Raw genomic sequence first — 15,358 nt, 5'->3', positions numbered from 1 at the left:
GGCGGCGGCGCGGCCATGGGCGCGGCTTCAGTTCAGTTCTTCCATGCGCAGGCGGGTGACGCCCGACAGCACCGTCGGCAGCGCCTCGATCCTGGCGATGGCGGCATTGACCTGCTTCTCGCGCGCCAGGTGCGACAGCATGATGATATCGGTCTGCGGCTCGCCCTCGCGCGACTCCTTCTGCAGCATCGCGTCGATCGAGATGCCGGAATCGGCCAGGATGCGCGTGATGTCGGCCAGCACGCCGGTCTGGTCCGACACGCGCATGCGCAGATAGTAGCTGCTGGTGACTTCCTCGATCGGCAGCACCGGCACGCTGGAGAGCTCGTCCGGCTGGAACGCCAGATGCGGCACGCGGTGCTCCGGATCGGCGGTATGCAGGCGCGTCACGTCGACCAGGTCGGCGATCACCGCGGACGCGGTCGGCTCGGCGCCGGCGCCCTTGCCGTAGTACAGCGTGGCGCCGACCGCATCGCCCTGCACCAGCACGGCGTTCATCGCGCCTTCGACGTTGGCGATCAGGCGCGAGGCCGGCACCAGGGTCGGATGCACGCGCAGCTCGATGCCGTCCTCGCGGCGGCGGGTCAGGCCCAGCAGCTTGATGCGGTAGCCCAGCTCCTCGGCGTACTGGATGTCGATCGCGGACAGGCGCGTGATGCCCTCGACGTGGGTCTTGTCGAACTGCACCGGCATGCCGAAGGCGATCGCGCTCATCAGCGTGATCTTGTGCGCGGCGTCGATGCCTTCGATGTCGAAGGTCGGATCGGCCTCGGCGTAGCCCAGCTGCTGGGCTTCCTTCAGCACGGTGTCGAAGTCCAGGCCCTTGTCGCGCATCTCGGACAGGATGAAGTTGGTGGTGCCGTTGATGATGCCGGCGATCCACTGGATGCGGTTGGCGCTCAGGCCCTCGCGCAGCGCCTTGATGATGGGGATGCCGCCGGCCACCGCGGCCTCGAACGCGACCATCACGCCCTTGCTGCGCGCGGCCTCGAAGATCTCGTTGCCGTGCACCGCCAGCAGCGCCTTGTTGGCGGTGACCACATGCTTGCCGTTGGCGATCGCCTGCAGCACCAGCTCGCGCGCGATGCCATAGCCGCCGATCAGTTCGACCACGATATCGATGTCGGGATGCGCCACCACCTCGCGCGCATCGGCCACCACCTGGACCTTGCCACCGGTCAGCTCGCGGGCGCGCTCGGTGTTCAGGTCCGCCACCATCGTAATCTCGATGCCACGGCCCGCACGGCGGCGAATCTCCTCCTGGTTGCGCTCGAGCACGTCGAACGTGCCGCTACCGACGGTACCGATGCCGAGCAGGCCTACTTTGATGGGGTTCATGGTCAATCAGATTCCAGTTTGCAAATTGATGAGCGCAGCGGTGCGTGTTTCCGGAGCCGGCTGCAGCCGCAGTTGCAGCCGCAGTCAGCGAGTCAGTCAGGCCGCCGCGCCGTGTCGTTTTCGATAGGACTCGAGGAAGCGGCCGACGCGGCCGATGGCCTCGCGCAGATCCTCTTCGTGCGGCAGGAAGACGATGCGGAAATGGTCGGGCTTGGCCCAGTTGAAGCCGCTGCCCTGCACCAGCAGCACCTTCGATTCCTGCAGCAGCTCGTAGATGAATTCCTGGTCGTCCTGGATCGGATACATCGACAGGTCCAGCTTCGGGAACAGGTACAGCGCCGCCTTCGGCTTGACGCAGCTGATGCCGGGGATCTGCGTGATCAGCTCGTAGGCCAGGTCGCGCTGGCGGCGCAGGCGCCCGCCCTCGGCCACCAGGTCGTTGATGCTCTGATAGCCGCCGAGCGCGGTCTGGATCGCCCACTGGCCCGGCACGTTGGCGCACAGGCGCATCGAGGACAGCATGTTCAGGCCCTCGATATAGTCGTGCGCGGGGCGCTTGTCACCGGACACGACCATCCAGCCGGCGCGGTAGCCGCACGAGCGGTAGTTCTTCGACAGGCCGTTGAACGTCACCGTCAGCACGTCGGTCGACAGCGCGGCGATCGAGGTGTGCGTGTGGCCGTCGTACAGCACCTTGTCGTAGATCTCGTCGGCGAAGACGATCAGCCCGTGCTGGCGCGCGATCGCGACGATCTCGCGCAGCAGCTCGTCCGAGTACAGCGCCCCGGTCGGGTTGTTCGGGTTGATCACGACGATGGCCTTGGTGTTCGGCGTGATCTTCGCGCGGATGTCGTCCAGGTCCGGCATCCATTCGTTAGCCTCGTCGCAGACGTAGTGCACCGGGGTGCCGCCCGACAGGCTGACCGCGGCGGTCCACAGCGGGTAGTCCGGCGAGGGGACCAGCACCTCGTCGCCGTTGTTCAGCAGCGCGTTCATCGACATCACGATCAGCTCGGACGCGCCGTTGCCGACGTAGATGTCGTCCAGGCCGACGCCGTGGATGTTCTTCTGCTGGGTGTAGTGCATGATCGCCTTGCGCGCGGCGAAGATGCCCTTCGAATCCGAGTAGCCCGCCGAGTTCGGCAGGTTGCGCATCATGTCCTGCTGGATCTCCTCCGGCGCATCGAAACCGAACACGGCCAGGTTGCCGATATTGAGCTTGATGATCTTGTGCCCTTCTTCCTCCATCTGCCTGGCCTTCTCCAGCACCGGGCCGCGGATGTCGTAGCAGACGTTGTTCAGCTTGTTGGATTTCTGGATCGGTTTCACGGCGTGGTCGGGCAGGAGTCTGGCAGAGACAAAAGGAGCAAGGAGCCGCCGGTTCGTGCGGCGGCGAACAGGGAATCTGCGTGGAACAGGGGGTCGTCCGGAGCGCGCTTCGCTGCACTGCGGGGCGTTGCGAGGGCAGCGCGGCCGGCAGGAAGGCAAAGGCTATAATTTAGCGGATTATGACAGACTTCGGCAGGGATCTTGCGATGCAGCGTGGCCGGACCGCGCCCGCCACCGCCCCGGTCCGCGCCTTCCCCGCCGCCGCTTCCCCGACAAGCTCCCCGACCTTTCTCCCCGTCCCGTCTCCCGTAAGGTTCCCCCGTGAAACTCCATGCCGACCAGCCCAACGCCATGAACACCGTCACGGCGTATGGCCCGGGCTATATCGAGATCAACAAGGTGCGCTACACCACCTCCGTGCTGGTGATGCCCGAGGGCGAGGTACGGACCTGGCCGGTCCGGCGCTTCGAGGACCTGGCCGCCGGCCAGTTCGAGGCGCTGCTGGACCATGCCCCCGAGGTGGTGCTGCTGGGCACCGGCGACCGCCTGCGCTTTCCGCACCCACGCCTGACCGCGGCCCTGTCGCGCCGCCATATCGGCGTCGATGCGATGGACATGCCGGCGGCCTGCCGCACCTACAACATCCTGATGGCCGAAGGCCGCAAGGTGGCCGCGGTGCTGCTGCTCGAAGACGCCCCCGAGGGCAGTTGAACCGGCCGCGCCACGGTCGCCCGATGTCTGCCCGACGCCACGCTTGAACTATGCCGACGCGCCCTCATTTGCCGTGAGCACGGCCATGCCCGCCATCCCCGCCCGCCGCGCGCGGCGCCGACCTTTGCCCGATCCGGGGCGGGGAAAGACGACGGCAAGCCTATTTCCCCAGCGCCGCTTCCTCCAGGAGCCACAAGAATGACAGTCAGTCTCAACCAGGCCGTTCCCGATTTCAGCGCACCGGCCACCGGCGGCACCTTCCGCCTCGCCGACCAGCGCGGCAAGACGGTGGTGCTGTACTTCTATCCGAAGGACAACACCCCCGGCTGCACCAACGAGGCGATGGACTTCCGCGATCAGCACGAGGCCTTCGAGGCCGCCGGCGCGGTGGTGTTCGGCGTCTCGCGCGACAGCATGAAGTCGCACGAAAACTTCAAGGCCAAGCTGGAGCTGCCGTTCGAACTGATCTCGGATGCCGACGAGGCGCTGTGCCAGATGTTCGATGTCATCAAGATGAAAAAGCTCTATGGCAAGGAAGTGCGCGGCATCGAGCGCAGCACCTTCGTGATCGACGGCAAGGGCAAGCTGCGCCATGAACTGCGCGGCATCAAGGTACCGAGCCACGTCGACGAAGTGCTCGAACTGGTGCGCGCGATGTGACCTTCACCTGGGCAATTGCCAAACGGAAATCGTTCGGATACATTGCCCCGTAATGAGTTCAGATTCTGATTGCCACGCTGCTTCTCCCCTCCGGCCCAGGCGCCCGATGCCCAGGGCCGGCAGCGGAACTGCCGTGTCGTCTGCCCGCACAAGACAAGCCGCCTCGCCCGCTCAACGGGCCCGGCGGCTTTTTCGTCTGTGCGCGGCCCCGCCCCTTTTCCCCTCCCCCTGAAAGGAACGCCCAGCATGCCGCTGCCGACCATGCCCGCCAAGCCTGCACAACTGCTGGACCCGAGCGAGTTCGCTCCGGTTGCAAGGTTGCCGAAGTCCGCGACGCAGGCAAAAAAGCCCGTTCCGGCCTTGGAACGCGTGGCCCTGCTTGAAAGCGGACCGAGCGAAGTCGCCCCGCCGGCGGTGCAGGCCCGTGCCGCGGGCACACGCGCCCGTTCGAAGGACATGCCGAGCGCGCCGGTGTCGACCACACCGCCGTCGCCGGTGTCGCTGGTCAAGACCACGACCGCTACCACCAGCCGCCGGCAGCGCAAGGACACCGGCCCTGCCAAGCTGTTCGTGCTCGACACCAATGTGCTGATGCACGATCCGTCCTCGCTGTTCCGCTTCGAAGAGCACGACATCTATCTGCCGATGATGACGCTCGAAGAGCTGGACAACCACAAGAAGGGCATGAGCGAAGTCGCCCGCAACGCCCGCGCCGTCAGCCGCACGCTCGACGCGCTGGTGGCCGGCACCGACGGCGTGCTCGACGAAGGGCTGCCGCTGGCCAAGCTGGGCAACCGCGACGCGCAGGGGACGCTGTTCTTCCAGACCCGGCTGAACGACACCAAGCTGCCCGAAGGCCTGCCCGAGGGCAAGGCCGACAACCAGATCCTCGCGGTGGTCAGCGCGCTGCGGCAGCAGCATCCCGAGCGCGACGTCGTGCTGGTGTCCAAGGACATCAACATGCGGATCAAGGCCCGGGCGCTGGGCCTGCCGGCCGAGGACTATTTCAACGACCAGGTCCTCGAGGACAAGGACCTGCTGTACTCGGGCGTGATGGTGCTGCCCAACGATTTCTGGGCCAGGCACGGCAAGGGCGTCGAGAGCTGGCAGGACCCGAAGACCGGCGCGATGTTCTACCGGCTCACCGGCCCGCTGGTGCCCTCGTTCCTCGTCAATCAGTTCGTCTACCTCGAGCCGATGGACGGCAGCCTGCCGCTGTACGCGCAGGTCAAGGAGATCAACGGCAAGACCGCGCTGCTGCAGACGCTGAAGGACTACACGCACCACAAGAACAACGTCTGGAGCGTGACCGCGCGCAACCGCGAGCAGAACTTCGCGCTGAACCTGCTGATGAACCCCGACATCGACTTCGTCACGCTGCTCGGCCAGGCCGGCACCGGCAAGACGCTGCTGGCACTGGCCGCGGGGCTCGAGCAGGTGCTGGACCAGAAGCTGTACAACGAGATCATCGTCACGCGCGCCACCGTGCCCGTCGGCGAGGACATCGGCTTCCTGCCCGGCACCGAGGAAGAGAAAATGCAGCCGTGGATGGGCGCGTTCGACGACAACCTCGAGGTGCTGCAGAAGAGCGACGACAGCGCCGGCGAATGGGGGCGCGCCGCCACGCAGGAACTGATCCGCTCGCGCATCAAGGTCAAGAGCATGAACTTCATGCGCGGCCGTACCTTCGTCAACAAGTTCGTCATCATCGACGAGGCGCAGAACCTGACGCCCAAGCAGATGAAGACGCTGGTCACACGCGCAGGCCCGGGCACCAAGATCGTCTGCCTGGGCAACATCGCGCAGATCGACACGCCGTACCTGACCGAAGGCTCGTCGGGGCTGACCTTCGTGGTGGACCGCTTCAAGGGCTGGAGCCACAGCGGCCATATCACGCTGGCCCGCGGCGAGCGTTCCCGCCTGGCCGACCACGCGGCGGACGTGCTGTGAGCGGACGGAGGCAAGCGATGCGAGTCTATCGCTGGCAGCGCGCCTCTGGCGCGCTGATCCCCTGTCTGATCGCAGCGGCCGCGGCCAGCGCGCCGGGCCTGCTGCGCGCGCAGGCCGTGTCGGAACCGGGGGCGGCGCCGCCTCCAGGCGCGACGGCGCCGGGCGTGGCGTCGCCTTCGGTCGCCACTCCCTCGCCGGCCCCTGCGCCTGTGGTCGCCCCACCGCTGAACGAGCCGGTGATCCGCACCATCGGCGCGGTCAGCTATGTCTGCGGCGGCGTCGGCGAGGATGAACAGCGGCGGCTGGCCGCGCGCCAGAAGCAGTTCAATATGGGCGTGCTGTTTACGCAGGGAGCCACCGGCGAATATCTGGCCGATGTCGAGGTTCGACTGATGCGCGAAGGCCACGAAGTGGCGCGATTTCGCACCGAAGGGCCGCGCTGCCTGATCAAGGCGCCGGAGGGCCGCTACAATGTGCACGCCACTTACAACGGCCAGCCCAAGTCCATGACCGTCGGCACCGGTACCTACGACGCGCAAATGCGCTGGTAGCGATCCGGACATCAGGCGGGACACCTGCGCGGGGCGATGCGCATTGCGCCGCGCAGGTCGATGGACCGCACCGGCTGGCCCACCAGCCCATGCGATCGACAAGCACCGGCCCTGTTTCATCGACCGTTCGTGCGCGCCCCCTGCTGCTGGGCGCCCTCGCCCTGCTGCTGGCCGCCTGCGCCAGCACGCCACCCTCGCGTCATGGTGGCCATGCCCGCGCGCCGCGCGCCCCGATGGTCGAACCGAGCGCCGGCCTGGAAGAGATCTCGATCCAGGCGATGTCGCTGGTCGGCACGCCCTACCGCTACGGCGGCAACACCCCCGATTCCGGCTTCGACTGCAGCGGTCTGGTGCGCTATGTGGTGGCGCGCGCGGCCAACGTCAATCTGCCGCGCACCACCGAGGCGATGGGCACGCGCGGCACGCCGCTCGAGCGCGAGCAGGTCGCCTCGGGCGATCTGGTGTTCTTCAACACCACCGGGCGCGCGAACTCGCATGTCGGCATCTACGTCGGGCAAAACCGCTTCGTTCACGCGCCGTCGACCGGCGGCACCGTGCGGCTGGAGGACATGACCAAGCCGTACTGGGCGTCGCGCTACAACGGCGCGCGACGGGTGGCCAGCGCCGCGGTACCGGTCGCGCCGAGCACGCCGGTTCCGCAGGCCGTGCCCGCCGTGCCGGCTTCCCCGCCATCGGTGCCGAACGCGCCATCGCCGGCGCCGATGCCCGAAGACGACGATCCGATCGCGGCCTTCGCCCATCGCTGATCCGGCGCGGGTCGGCACAGGCACGCAGCCGAAGCACCAAAGGAAAAGGCCAGGCAGATGCCTGGCCTTTGCCGTTGTCCATCGCCCTGTCGGGCGGCGTTACAGCAGATGCCGCCCGATCCACCATGCGATCGCCGACATGAACGCCGACGCGGGAATGGTCAGCACCCACGCCCAGACGATATTGCCGGCCACGCCCCAGCGCACCGCCGAGGTCTTGCGCACCGAGCCGACGCCAACGATGGCGCCGGTGATCGTATGCGTGGTCGAGACCGGCACGCCCAGCGTGGAAGCGAGGAACAGCGAGATCGCCCCGCCCGTCTCGGCGCAGAAGCCGCCCACAGGCTTGAGCTTGGTGATCTTCTGCCCCATGGTCCGCACGATACGCCAGCCACCGAACAGCGTGCCCATGCCGATCGCCACATAGCAGCTGACGATGACCCAGGTGGGCGGCGCGGCGTCGCTTTGCAGCACGTGGCCGCTGGCGATCAGCAGCATCCAGATGATGCCGATGGTCTTCTGCGCGTCGTTGCCGCCGTGGCCCAGGCTATAGAGCGAGGCCGACACCAGCTGCAGCCGGCGGAACCAGCGGTCCACCCGCGACGGCGGCGTGCGGAAGAACGTCCAGCCGACCACCAGCATCAGCAGCGAGCCGAGCAGCATGCCCATCAGCGGCGAGATCAGGATGAACGCCACGGTCTTCAGCAGGCCGCTGGCCACCAGTGCGCCGGTGCCCGCCTTGGCCACCGCCGCGCCGACCAGGCCGCCGATCAGCGCATGCGAGGACGACGACGGGATGCCGTAATACCAGGTGATCAGGTTCCACGCGATGGCGCCGACCAGCGCGCCGAATATCACGTAGTGGTCGACGATATTGACGTCGATCGTGCCGGTGCCGACGGTGGCGGCCACCTTCAGATGAAACACGAAGATCGCGATCACGTTGCAGACGGCGGCCAGCGCCACTGCGTGATGGGGCTTGAGCACGCCGGTCGACACCACGGTCGCGATCGAGTTCGCGGCGTCGTGAAAGCCGTTCATGAAGTCGAACAGCAAGGCGAGCGTCACCAGCAGGACGATCACCCACAAGCTCATTTGTACAGTCTGCATGCGGAGTTCCGGTTGGCGCGCTCAGGCGTTTTCCAGCACGATGCCTTCGATGATGTTGGCCACGTCCTCGCACTTGTCCGTGATCGTCTCGAGCTGCTCGAAGATGGCCTTCATCTTGATCAGCCGCTTGACGTCGGTCTCGTCGCGGAACAGCTTGGAAATCGCCCCGCGCATCAACCGGTCAGCCTCGGATTCGAGCTGATCGATCTGCTGGGCCGTCTTCAGGATCGTGCTGGCGTTGCCCATGTCCTCGAGCAGGCCGACCGCGATCTTGACCAGTTCGCAGCACTGCACGCAGATCGAGGCGAGCTTGCGGGCCTCGTCGGTCAGGCTGGTGACGTCGTACAGCGTGATGGTCTCGGCCACGTCCTCCATCAGATCGAGGATGTCGTCCATGGTCGTGATCAGCTTGTGGATCTCGTCCCGGTCGAGCGGCGTGATGAAGGTCTTGTGCAGCAGATCGATGGTGTCGTGCGTGATGCGGTCCGCCTTCTTCTCGGTGGCCTGCACGCGCCGCGCATGGGCTTCGGCATTGCCGAGATCGTTGATCAGCGTTTCTAGTTCGCGCGATGCGGTGACCGCGCAGTCGGCGTGCTGGTTGAAGTATTCGAAGAACTTGCCCTCGGTGGGCATGAATCGGCCGAACATGGCTGTTCCTTGTCGCGGCGCGCGAGCGCGCCGTCTCGTTGGGAATAACTGGATTGCGGGAGAGATTGCGCAACAGCCGGCGTCGCCGCCGGCTGTCACGGAAAAGCAATATTCTACAGGGTAGTCGGCGCGTGACGTACGCTTTGTGTGGCGCAACACGACGGCGCGCTGCCGCCGCGCCGCACCGGCGACGTCAGGTATCGTTGTCGAAGAACGCCGGGCCGCCGCTGAAGTTGTCGAACTTCGTGAACTGGCCCAGGAAGGTCAGCCGTACGGTGCCGATCGGACCGTTACGCTGCTTGCCGATGATGATTTCGGCGGTGCCCTTGTCCTGCGAATCGGGGTTGTAGACCTCGTCGCGATAGATGAACAGGATCACGTCGGCATCCTGCTCGATGGCGCCCGATTCGCGCAGGTCGGACATCACCGGGCGCTTGTTCGGGCGCTGCTCCAGACTGCGGTTCAGCTGCGACAGCGCAATCACCGGACAGTTGAGCTCCTTGGCCAGCCCCTTGAGCGAACGGGAGATTTCGGAGATCTCGGTGGCGCGGTTCTCGCCGCCGCCCGAGCCCGACATCAGCTGCAGGTAGTCGATGATGATCAGGCCGAGCTGGCCGCATTGCCGCGCCAGCCGGCGCGAACGCGCGCGCAGCTCCATCGGGTTCAGCGCGGGCGTCTCGTCGATGAACAGCTGCGCGTCGTTCATCCGCTGGATCGCATGCGTCAGCCGCGGCCAATCCTCGTCAAGCAGGCGCCCGGTACGCAGGCGATGCTGATCGAGCCGGCCGACCGAGCCGAGCATACGCATCGCCAGCTGCGTGCCGGCCATTTCCATCGAGAACACCGCCACCGGCAGGCCCTGCTCCACCGCGACGTGCTCGCCGATATTCAGCGAGAACGCGGTCTTGCCCATCGACGGACGGCCGGCGACGATGATCAGGTCGCCCGGCTGCATGCCGCTGGTCATCCGGTCCAGATCGATGAAGCCCGTGGGCACGCCGGTGACATCGGTATTGGCGTCGCGGTGATACAGCTCGTCGATGCGTTCGACCACCTGCGTCAGCAGCGGCTGGATTTCCTGGAAGCCCTTCTGCCCGCGCGAGCCTTCCTCGGCGATCGCGAACACCTTCGATTCGGCCTCGTCCAGCAGCTCGCGCACCTCGCGGCCCTTCGGCGCGAAGGCCGAGGTCGCGATATCGTCGGCCACCGTGACGAGCTTGCGCAGCACCGAACGCTCGCGGACGATCTCCGCGTAGCGGCGGATATTGGCCGCGCTGGGCGTGTTCTGCGCCAGCGAATTCAGATACGCGAGACCGCCGACCTCCTCGGCCTTGCCGGCCACCTGCAGCATCTCGTAGACCGTGATCACGTCGGCCGGCTTGGTGTCCGAGATCAGCCGCGCGATGCACTGGAAGATCACCCGGTGATCGTAGCGATAGAAATCCGCCTCGGACAGGAAATCGGCGATGCGGTCCCAGGCCGCGTTATCCAGCAGCAGGCCACCGAGCACCGATTGCTCGGCCTCGATGGAATGCGGAGGGACTTTGAGATTGTCGAGTTGGGGATCGGCGACGGGCGCGTTCATGGGGGGCAATTATAGCGGCCTGCCCGCGCATGGCCGAGCGATTCTCGGTGGGCGCATGGGCTGGACGATGGTGGCGCCGTGCGCGCCGCACGCATTCGTTTGCATTCGTGCGTGGGACGCAAAGAAAAATCGCAGCAAAGAAAAAAGGCAGAAGCGGCTGTCAGCCTCTCCTGCCTTCTTGCCGCCTCGACCGAACCGCGCCGGCGCGAACCGATGTCGCGCCGGCGCGGCCGGCAAGCTTAGACGTGCTCGCCCAGCACCGAGACGGTGATGTCGACCGCGACGTCCGTGTGCAGCGACACGCTGATCGGGTAGTCGCCGACCGTCTTCAGCGGACCGTTCGGCAGACGAACCTGCGCCTTCTCGACCTTGAAGCCCTGGCCAGCCAGCGCTTCGGCGATGTCGGCGTTGGTCACCGAGCCGAACAGACGGCCGTCCACGCCCGACTTCTGCGTGATCTGCACGGTCAGACCGCTCAGCTTCTCGCCTTCGGCTTGCGCCGCGGCCAGCTTCTCGGCGGCGGCCTTTTCCAGCTCGGCGCGCTTGGCCTCGAACTCGGCGATGGCGGTCTGCGTCGCGCGGCGGGCACGCTTGGACGGGATCAGGAAGTTACGGGCGTAACCATCCTTGACGCGAACGATGTCACCCAGGTTGCCCAGGTTGACGACTTTTTCCAGCAGAATGACTTGCATCGTGTTTTCTCCTTAGCGACCAGGCGATCAGTTCTTGTGCAGGTCGGTGTACGGCAGCAGCGCCAGGAAGCGGGCGCGCTTGATTGCCGTGTCGAGCTGACGCTGATAGTGCGCCTTGGTGCCGGTCAGACGAGCCGGCGTGATCTTGCCGTTGTCGCCGATGAAGTCTTTCAGCGTGTCCAGATCCTTGTAGTCGATCTGTTCGACGCCGGCCACGGTGAAGCGGCAGAAGCGCTTGCGCTTGAACAGCGGGTTCTGCTGCTGGAAGCGCTTCTTGTTCTTGTTGTCACGTTTGACGAATGCCATGGTTCAATCCTTTACGAATGCTTTACATCCAGTGATGTGAAAGACGAGAGCCTTGCTGTTGCGGTGCTTGCGGGCGAGGAAGCCTTCGCAGTCGAGCACCGTGCCGAGCGGCGTGCGCTCGAGGTGCTGGCCGACCGGCCCGACGCCCATCGCGGCGATCGCGAACTCGATCTGCCGCGGCGTCTGCGCTTCGACCACCTCGCCGCCGTATTGCAGAAGGCAATTGACGACGGGGATGCCGGCCGGTGTGTAGCGCAACGCGTCGCGCTCGACGAGGGTGGCGTGCAGCCTCAGCTGATTCATCGCGCCACCGCCCCTCGCTTGCCGCTCCGGTCATGCCGGAGCGAACCGCCCACAGCAGACCGCACTCAGGCGGCCTGGCCTTCGCTGGTTTGCGCCGAAGCCTTGCGGGCTTCTTCGCGCTGGACTTCCTTCATCATCGGCGACGGGCCGGTCTCGGCCTTCTTGGTCTGGACGATCAGGTGGCGCAGCACGGCGTCGTTGAACTTGAACGCGTGTTCGAGCTCAGCCAGCGTGTCCTTGCCGCACTCGATGTTCAGGCAAACGTAGTGAGCCTTGGCCAGCTTCTGGATCATGTAGGCCAGTTGACGACGGCCCCAGTCTTCCACGCGATGCACCTGGCCGTTCTGCGACGTGACCAGCGTCTTGTAACGCTCGATCATGGCCGGCACTTGCTCGCTCTGGTCCGGATGGACGATGAATACGATTTCGTAATGACGCATTGACGCTCCTTTTGGGATAAGCCGCCCGGGCGCCAAGTCCGGTGCAGCAAGGGTTAAATAGCCCGCGAGTATAGCCCGGAACGGCCATGGCGGCAAGCTGCATGGGCTCGCTGCCGGATTGGCGTCCCTCGGCGCGCGCTGCGGGCGTCAGATCTGCGCGAAGAACTGCTGCAATCGCACCGGATCGCCCGCCAGGGCGGGATCGGCGCCAAGCGCCAGCAGCAGCGCCACCCGCGCCTTGTATGGATTCAGATCGCCGGCCGATACGAAGGCCCCCGCCGCCGGATTCGGTTGCGCCGGGGCGATCACATTGCCGGCACCTGTGCGTGTGCTGCGCACCACCGCGACACCGGCGCGCGCAGCGTCGGCGAGCGCCGCCCCCAGCGTCTCGTGAATCGATCCATTGCCCGCGGCCGCCACCACCAAACCGCGGACGCCGCTTGCCACCAGCGCATCGACGACCACGCGCCCCGGTTCGGTATAGCTGGCGACGATTTCGACCGCGGGCCAGTTCTCCGGCAGCGGCAGCGCCTGTTGGGGCAGCCGCAGCGGTGCGCGCGTGAAGCGCACCAGCGCGTCCTGCACCAGTCCGATCGGCCCGGTGCCCGGAGACGCGAAGGCATCGACCGCGGAGGTATGCGCCTTGACCGCGTCGCGTCCGGCGTGGATTTCCTGATTGATCACCACCAGCACGCCCTTGCCCGCCGCCTCCGGATGCGCTGCCACCCGCACGGCATCGAGCAGGTTCAGCGGCCCGTCGGCCGACAGCGAGGTCGCCGGCCGCATCGCGGCGGTCAGTACCACCGGTACGCTGGCCACGCCCGCCAGATGCAGCAGCATCGCGGTTTCTTCCAGCGAATCCGTGCCATGCGTGATCACGATGCCGGCCACGTCGTCCTGCGCGGACCAGTGGTGAACCCGCGCCGCCAGGCGCGCCCACAGGCCGAACGACATGTCCTTGCTGTCGACCTGCGCAACCTGCTCGGCCTCGACCCTGGCCACGTCCTTCAGCGCCGGCACCGCCTCGAGCAACGTCGACACCGGCACTGTGGCCGCCTGATAACGCGCACTGCTGGCGGCGCTGGACGCGGAACCGGCGATGGTGCCGCCAGTGGCAAGAACGATGACGCGAGGCAGGGTCATGGGGTACCGAGTTTCAGTAAACAGGCAGGGATTGTACCTGCCGCACACGCGCGGTCCTCTTCGGTCTTGCCCTGCCCTGCGTCCGCTCTGCCGGCGCCCGCGAAGGTTGCAGGTCGGCATCAAAAGTGGACGAGGATGCAAATTCCCCTTGCACTTCGATCGATACTGTATAAAATCACAGCACACTGTTCAAACGTACAGTGCTGTACATGGCGGCCACCGAGGCTTCGCTCGCTTCTCAGCTTGCACACCGGCCGAGCCGCCACCGGATACAACAACACGGACAAGCCATGGCGACTCTGACCCCCCGGCAGCAGCAGATCTTCGACCTGATCCGCAACACCATCCGGCAGACCGGCATTCCGCCGACCCGCGCCGAGATCGCTGCGGAATTCGGCTTCTCGTCGCCGAACTCGGCCGAAGAACATCTGCGCGCGCTGGCCCGCAAGGGCGTGATCGAGCTGACGCCCGGCGCCTCGCGCGGCATCCGGCTCAAGGTCAGCCGCAGCGACTCCGAATTGCCTGACCAGTTCTCGCTGCCGATGGCCGGCGTGATGCAGCTGACGTTGCCGCTGGTCGGCCGCGTCGCCGCCGGCAGCCCGATCCTGGCGGCAGAACATATCGACCGGCAATACCAGGTCGATGCCTCGGTCTTCGACGAGCGCCCCGACTATCTGCTGCGCGTGCGAGGCATGAGCATGCGCGACGCGGGCATCTTCGATGGCGACCTGCTGGCCGTCAAACGCGCGCAGGATGCCGCCAACGGCAAGATCGTGGTGGCGCGAATCGGCGAGGACGTGACCGTCAAACGGCTCAAGCACCGCGGCGATGCGATCGAACTGATCGCGGAGAACCCCGACTTCGCCAACATCATCGTGAAGCCCGGACGCGAGGAATTCTCGCTCGAAGGCATCGCGGTCGGACTGATCCGCCAGTCCGGCTTCTAGTCCCAACCAGCCTTCCGGCAGGCGCCGCCGCCTTGGCGCCAACCTCAGTCATGCAGCCGCACGAGCCGCAGGGCCCCGTGTTGCCGCAAGACATCCGCTGACGCCTTACCGAAGAGGACCACCATGCTGCAAGCCGACCGCTCCCTGACCCGCTACCCCGTCAAGCCAACGCCGTTCCGCCAGTCCAAAGGTGTCCGTATCTACCAGGGCGCGCAGCGCCGCACGATGGTCGGCAGCATGGCCGCGATCTGCCGCATGCTCGAACTCGATCAGCCAGGCGTGAAGCTGAACGGCTGAACAGCTGAACGCGCGGGCAAGCGGCGTTCGTCCGAACGCCGCGACAACATCCACTGCGTTTTGACGTTGTGCGCTGGCCTGCAGGAGACGTGGGAGATCGCTGTCCGATTGCAAGCGACGGCTCTGACCCATCGCAACAAACCTTTACAACTCGGACCGTGAATTCGTAGAGGCATGGCCTAGCCTGTTCCCATGCTTTTCGAAGGAGACGGCCATGCCTTCGTCAGACGACACCATCAAGTTGCTTCGTCCCGGTCGCCGTACCATGAACTGGCACGACGTCGCACTGATCGCAGCGGGTTGGATCGCGTTGTGTGTGGGTGTCGGGTGGACGATCACGAAGGCGGCGGCGCGTTTGGTCTGAGGACCACGAGCGCCCCACCTGCCTGCTTGCTTGCTTCGTCTCGGCACAAAGCAAAACAGCCGCTCGATGAGCGGCTGTTTGCATGGAATCTTGGGGTGGCTGATGGGACTCGAACCCACGACGACAGGAATCACAATCTGAGGCATCAAGCCTTATTCGGAGCGGCTCTCCGGGTAGCTCGTGGGAATACTGATCGAAATTCGAGCACGGCTGCATG

The 15,358-nt window shown here is 65.9% G+C and carries 18 protein-coding genes; 8 read left to right on the top strand and 10 right to left on the bottom strand.

Annotated features, from left to right (window positions below):
• Positions 1-27: 27 nt before the first annotated feature.
• Positions 28-1,338 (bottom strand): homoserine dehydrogenase, encoded by a 1,311-nt coding sequence (locus J5T34_RS06160; RefSeq protein ID WP_208579082.1) that lies wholly within the window; start codon positions 1,336-1,338, stop codon positions 28-30.
• A 96-nt stretch (positions 1,339-1,434) separates the two neighbouring features.
• Positions 1,435-2,667 carry a pyridoxal phosphate-dependent aminotransferase gene (locus J5T34_RS06155; protein WP_208579081.1) on the bottom strand — a complete coding sequence of 411 codons (1,233 nt, stop codon included), beginning with the start codon at positions 2,665-2,667 and terminating at the stop codon, positions 1,435-1,437.
• 321 nt (positions 2,668-2,988) lie between these two features.
• Between J5T34_RS06155 and J5T34_RS06150 the strand changes: the two genes are divergently transcribed.
• The 5 genes from J5T34_RS06150 to J5T34_RS06130 all read left to right on the top strand — a co-directional run bounded on the left by J5T34_RS06150 (position 2,989) and on the right by J5T34_RS06130 (position 7,306).
• Positions 2,989-3,378: an Mth938-like domain-containing protein gene (locus J5T34_RS06150; protein WP_208579080.1), complete on the top strand. Its 390-nt coding sequence runs from the start codon at positions 2,989-2,991 to the stop codon at positions 3,376-3,378.
• Between the two features lie 198 nt (positions 3,379-3,576).
• Positions 3,577-4,038 (top strand): peroxiredoxin, encoded by a 462-nt coding sequence (locus J5T34_RS06145; protein WP_174108470.1) that lies wholly within the window; start codon positions 3,577-3,579, stop codon positions 4,036-4,038.
• 246 nt (positions 4,039-4,284) lie between these two features.
• On the top strand, positions 4,285-5,988 hold the full coding sequence (locus J5T34_RS06140) for a PhoH family protein (RefSeq protein WP_208579079.1): 1,704 nt from the start codon (positions 4,285-4,287) through the stop codon (positions 5,986-5,988).
• 17 nt (positions 5,989-6,005) lie between these two features.
• Entirely contained in the window at positions 6,006-6,539 is a 534-nt protein-coding gene (locus J5T34_RS06135; RefSeq protein ID WP_208579078.1) for a hypothetical protein, read from the top strand.
• A gap of 89 nt (positions 6,540-6,628) precedes the next feature.
• Complete coding sequence (locus tag J5T34_RS06130; protein WP_208579077.1) at positions 6,629-7,306, top strand: C40 family peptidase; 678 nt, start codon at positions 6,629-6,631, stop codon at positions 7,304-7,306.
• A 99-nt stretch (positions 7,307-7,405) separates the two neighbouring features.
• Here J5T34_RS06130 and J5T34_RS06125 read toward each other — a convergent pair whose 3' ends face one another.
• From J5T34_RS06125 to J5T34_RS06090, 8 genes are all read right to left on the bottom strand, one after another.
• The gene (locus J5T34_RS06125; RefSeq protein ID WP_208579076.1) at positions 7,406-8,416 is read right to left on the bottom strand and encodes an inorganic phosphate transporter; all 1,011 of its coding nucleotides are present in this window, start codon (positions 8,414-8,416) and stop codon (positions 7,406-7,408) included.
• Positions 8,417-8,437: 21 nt separating this feature from the next.
• A complete protein-coding gene (locus J5T34_RS06120; protein ID WP_006575384.1) occupies positions 8,438-9,064 on the bottom strand; it encodes a DUF47 domain-containing protein in 627 nt (208 codons plus the stop codon).
• Positions 9,065-9,257: 193 nt separating this feature from the next.
• Entirely contained in the window at positions 9,258-10,649 is a 1,392-nt protein-coding gene (locus J5T34_RS06115) for a replicative DNA helicase (RefSeq protein ID WP_174108465.1), read from the bottom strand.
• Positions 10,650-10,888: 239 nt separating this feature from the next.
• Positions 10,889-11,341, bottom strand: a complete 453-nt coding sequence (rplI, locus tag J5T34_RS06110; protein ID WP_208579075.1) for a 50S ribosomal protein L9 — start codon at positions 11,339-11,341, stop codon at positions 10,889-10,891.
• Positions 11,342-11,368: 27 nt separating this feature from the next.
• A complete protein-coding gene (gene rpsR, locus J5T34_RS06105; RefSeq protein WP_006575387.1) occupies positions 11,369-11,647 on the bottom strand; it encodes a 30S ribosomal protein S18 in 279 nt (92 codons plus the stop codon).
• A gap of 3 nt (positions 11,648-11,650) precedes the next feature.
• Positions 11,651-11,950 (bottom strand): primosomal replication protein N, encoded by a 300-nt coding sequence (priB, locus tag J5T34_RS06100; RefSeq protein WP_174108463.1) that lies wholly within the window; start codon positions 11,948-11,950, stop codon positions 11,651-11,653.
• 65 nt (positions 11,951-12,015) lie between these two features.
• Complete coding sequence (gene rpsF / locus J5T34_RS06095; RefSeq protein ID WP_174108462.1) at positions 12,016-12,390, bottom strand: 30S ribosomal protein S6; 375 nt, start codon at positions 12,388-12,390, stop codon at positions 12,016-12,018.
• A 147-nt stretch (positions 12,391-12,537) separates the two neighbouring features.
• Positions 12,538-13,533, bottom strand: coding sequence for an asparaginase (locus J5T34_RS06090; RefSeq protein ID WP_208579074.1), 996 nt, complete (start codon positions 13,531-13,533; stop codon positions 12,538-12,540).
• A 290-nt stretch (positions 13,534-13,823) separates the two neighbouring features.
• On the opposite strand from J5T34_RS06090, the gene lexA reads away from it, so the two are divergent.
• The 3 genes from lexA to J5T34_RS06075 all read left to right on the top strand — a co-directional run bounded on the left by lexA (position 13,824) and on the right by J5T34_RS06075 (position 15,141).
• The gene (lexA, locus tag J5T34_RS06085; protein ID WP_174108460.1) at positions 13,824-14,480 is read left to right on the top strand and encodes a transcriptional repressor LexA; all 657 of its coding nucleotides are present in this window, start codon (positions 13,824-13,826) and stop codon (positions 14,478-14,480) included.
• Between the two features lie 123 nt (positions 14,481-14,603).
• Positions 14,604-14,777, top strand: coding sequence for a hypothetical protein (locus J5T34_RS06080; RefSeq protein WP_174108459.1), 174 nt, complete (start codon positions 14,604-14,606; stop codon positions 14,775-14,777).
• Positions 14,778-14,991: 214 nt separating this feature from the next.
• Positions 14,992-15,141 (top strand): hypothetical protein, encoded by a 150-nt coding sequence (locus J5T34_RS06075; protein ID WP_156526608.1) that lies wholly within the window; start codon positions 14,992-14,994, stop codon positions 15,139-15,141.
• The last annotated feature ends 217 nt before the right edge of the window (positions 15,142-15,358 follow it).

It is taken from the genome of Cupriavidus gilardii, assembly GCF_017598945.1.
GTDB classification, from domain to species: Bacteria; Pseudomonadota; Gammaproteobacteria; order Burkholderiales; family Burkholderiaceae; genus Cupriavidus; species Cupriavidus gilardii_E.
This window is presented reverse-complemented; position numbering and strand designations above follow the sequence as displayed.

Excerpts from the sequence above, each read along its gene's own strand:
- J5T34_RS06160 (WP_208579082.1), bottom strand. The coding sequence starts at position 1,338 with ATGAACCCCATCAAAGTAGGCCTGCTCGGCATCGGTACCGTCGGTAGC.
- J5T34_RS06145 (WP_174108470.1), top strand. The coding sequence starts at position 3,577 with ATGACAGTCAGTCTCAACCAGGCCGTTCCCGATTTCAGCGCACCGGCC.
- J5T34_RS06140 (WP_208579079.1), top strand. The coding sequence starts at position 4,285 with ATGCCGCTGCCGACCATGCCCGCCAAGCCTGCACAACTGCTGGACCCG.
- J5T34_RS06135 (WP_208579078.1), top strand. The coding sequence starts at position 6,006 with ATGCGAGTCTATCGCTGGCAGCGCGCCTCTGGCGCGCTGATCCCCTGT.
- J5T34_RS06130 (WP_208579077.1), top strand. The coding sequence starts at position 6,629 with ATGCGATCGACAAGCACCGGCCCTGTTTCATCGACCGTTCGTGCGCGC.
- J5T34_RS06125 (WP_208579076.1), bottom strand. The coding sequence starts at position 8,416 with ATGCAGACTGTACAAATGAGCTTGTGGGTGATCGTCCTGCTGGTGACG.
- J5T34_RS06120 (WP_006575384.1), bottom strand. The coding sequence starts at position 9,064 with ATGTTCGGCCGATTCATGCCCACCGAGGGCAAGTTCTTCGAATACTTC.
- J5T34_RS06115 (WP_174108465.1), bottom strand. The coding sequence starts at position 10,649 with ATGAACGCGCCCGTCGCCGATCCCCAACTCGACAATCTCAAAGTCCCT.
- rplI (WP_208579075.1), bottom strand. The coding sequence starts at position 11,341 with ATGCAAGTCATTCTGCTGGAAAAAGTCGTCAACCTGGGCAACCTGGGT.
- rpsR (WP_006575387.1), bottom strand. The coding sequence starts at position 11,647 with ATGGCATTCGTCAAACGTGACAACAAGAACAAGAAGCGCTTCCAGCAG.
- priB (WP_174108463.1), bottom strand. The coding sequence starts at position 11,950 with ATGAATCAGCTGAGGCTGCACGCCACCCTCGTCGAGCGCGACGCGTTG.
- rpsF (WP_174108462.1), bottom strand. The coding sequence starts at position 12,390 with ATGCGTCATTACGAAATCGTATTCATCGTCCATCCGGACCAGAGCGAG.
- J5T34_RS06090 (WP_208579074.1), bottom strand. The coding sequence starts at position 13,533 with ATGACCCTGCCTCGCGTCATCGTTCTTGCCACTGGCGGCACCATCGCC.
- lexA (WP_174108460.1), top strand. The coding sequence starts at position 13,824 with ATGGCGACTCTGACCCCCCGGCAGCAGCAGATCTTCGACCTGATCCGC.
- J5T34_RS06080 (WP_174108459.1), top strand. The coding sequence starts at position 14,604 with ATGCTGCAAGCCGACCGCTCCCTGACCCGCTACCCCGTCAAGCCAACG.
- J5T34_RS06075 (WP_156526608.1), top strand. The coding sequence starts at position 14,992 with ATGCCTTCGTCAGACGACACCATCAAGTTGCTTCGTCCCGGTCGCCGT.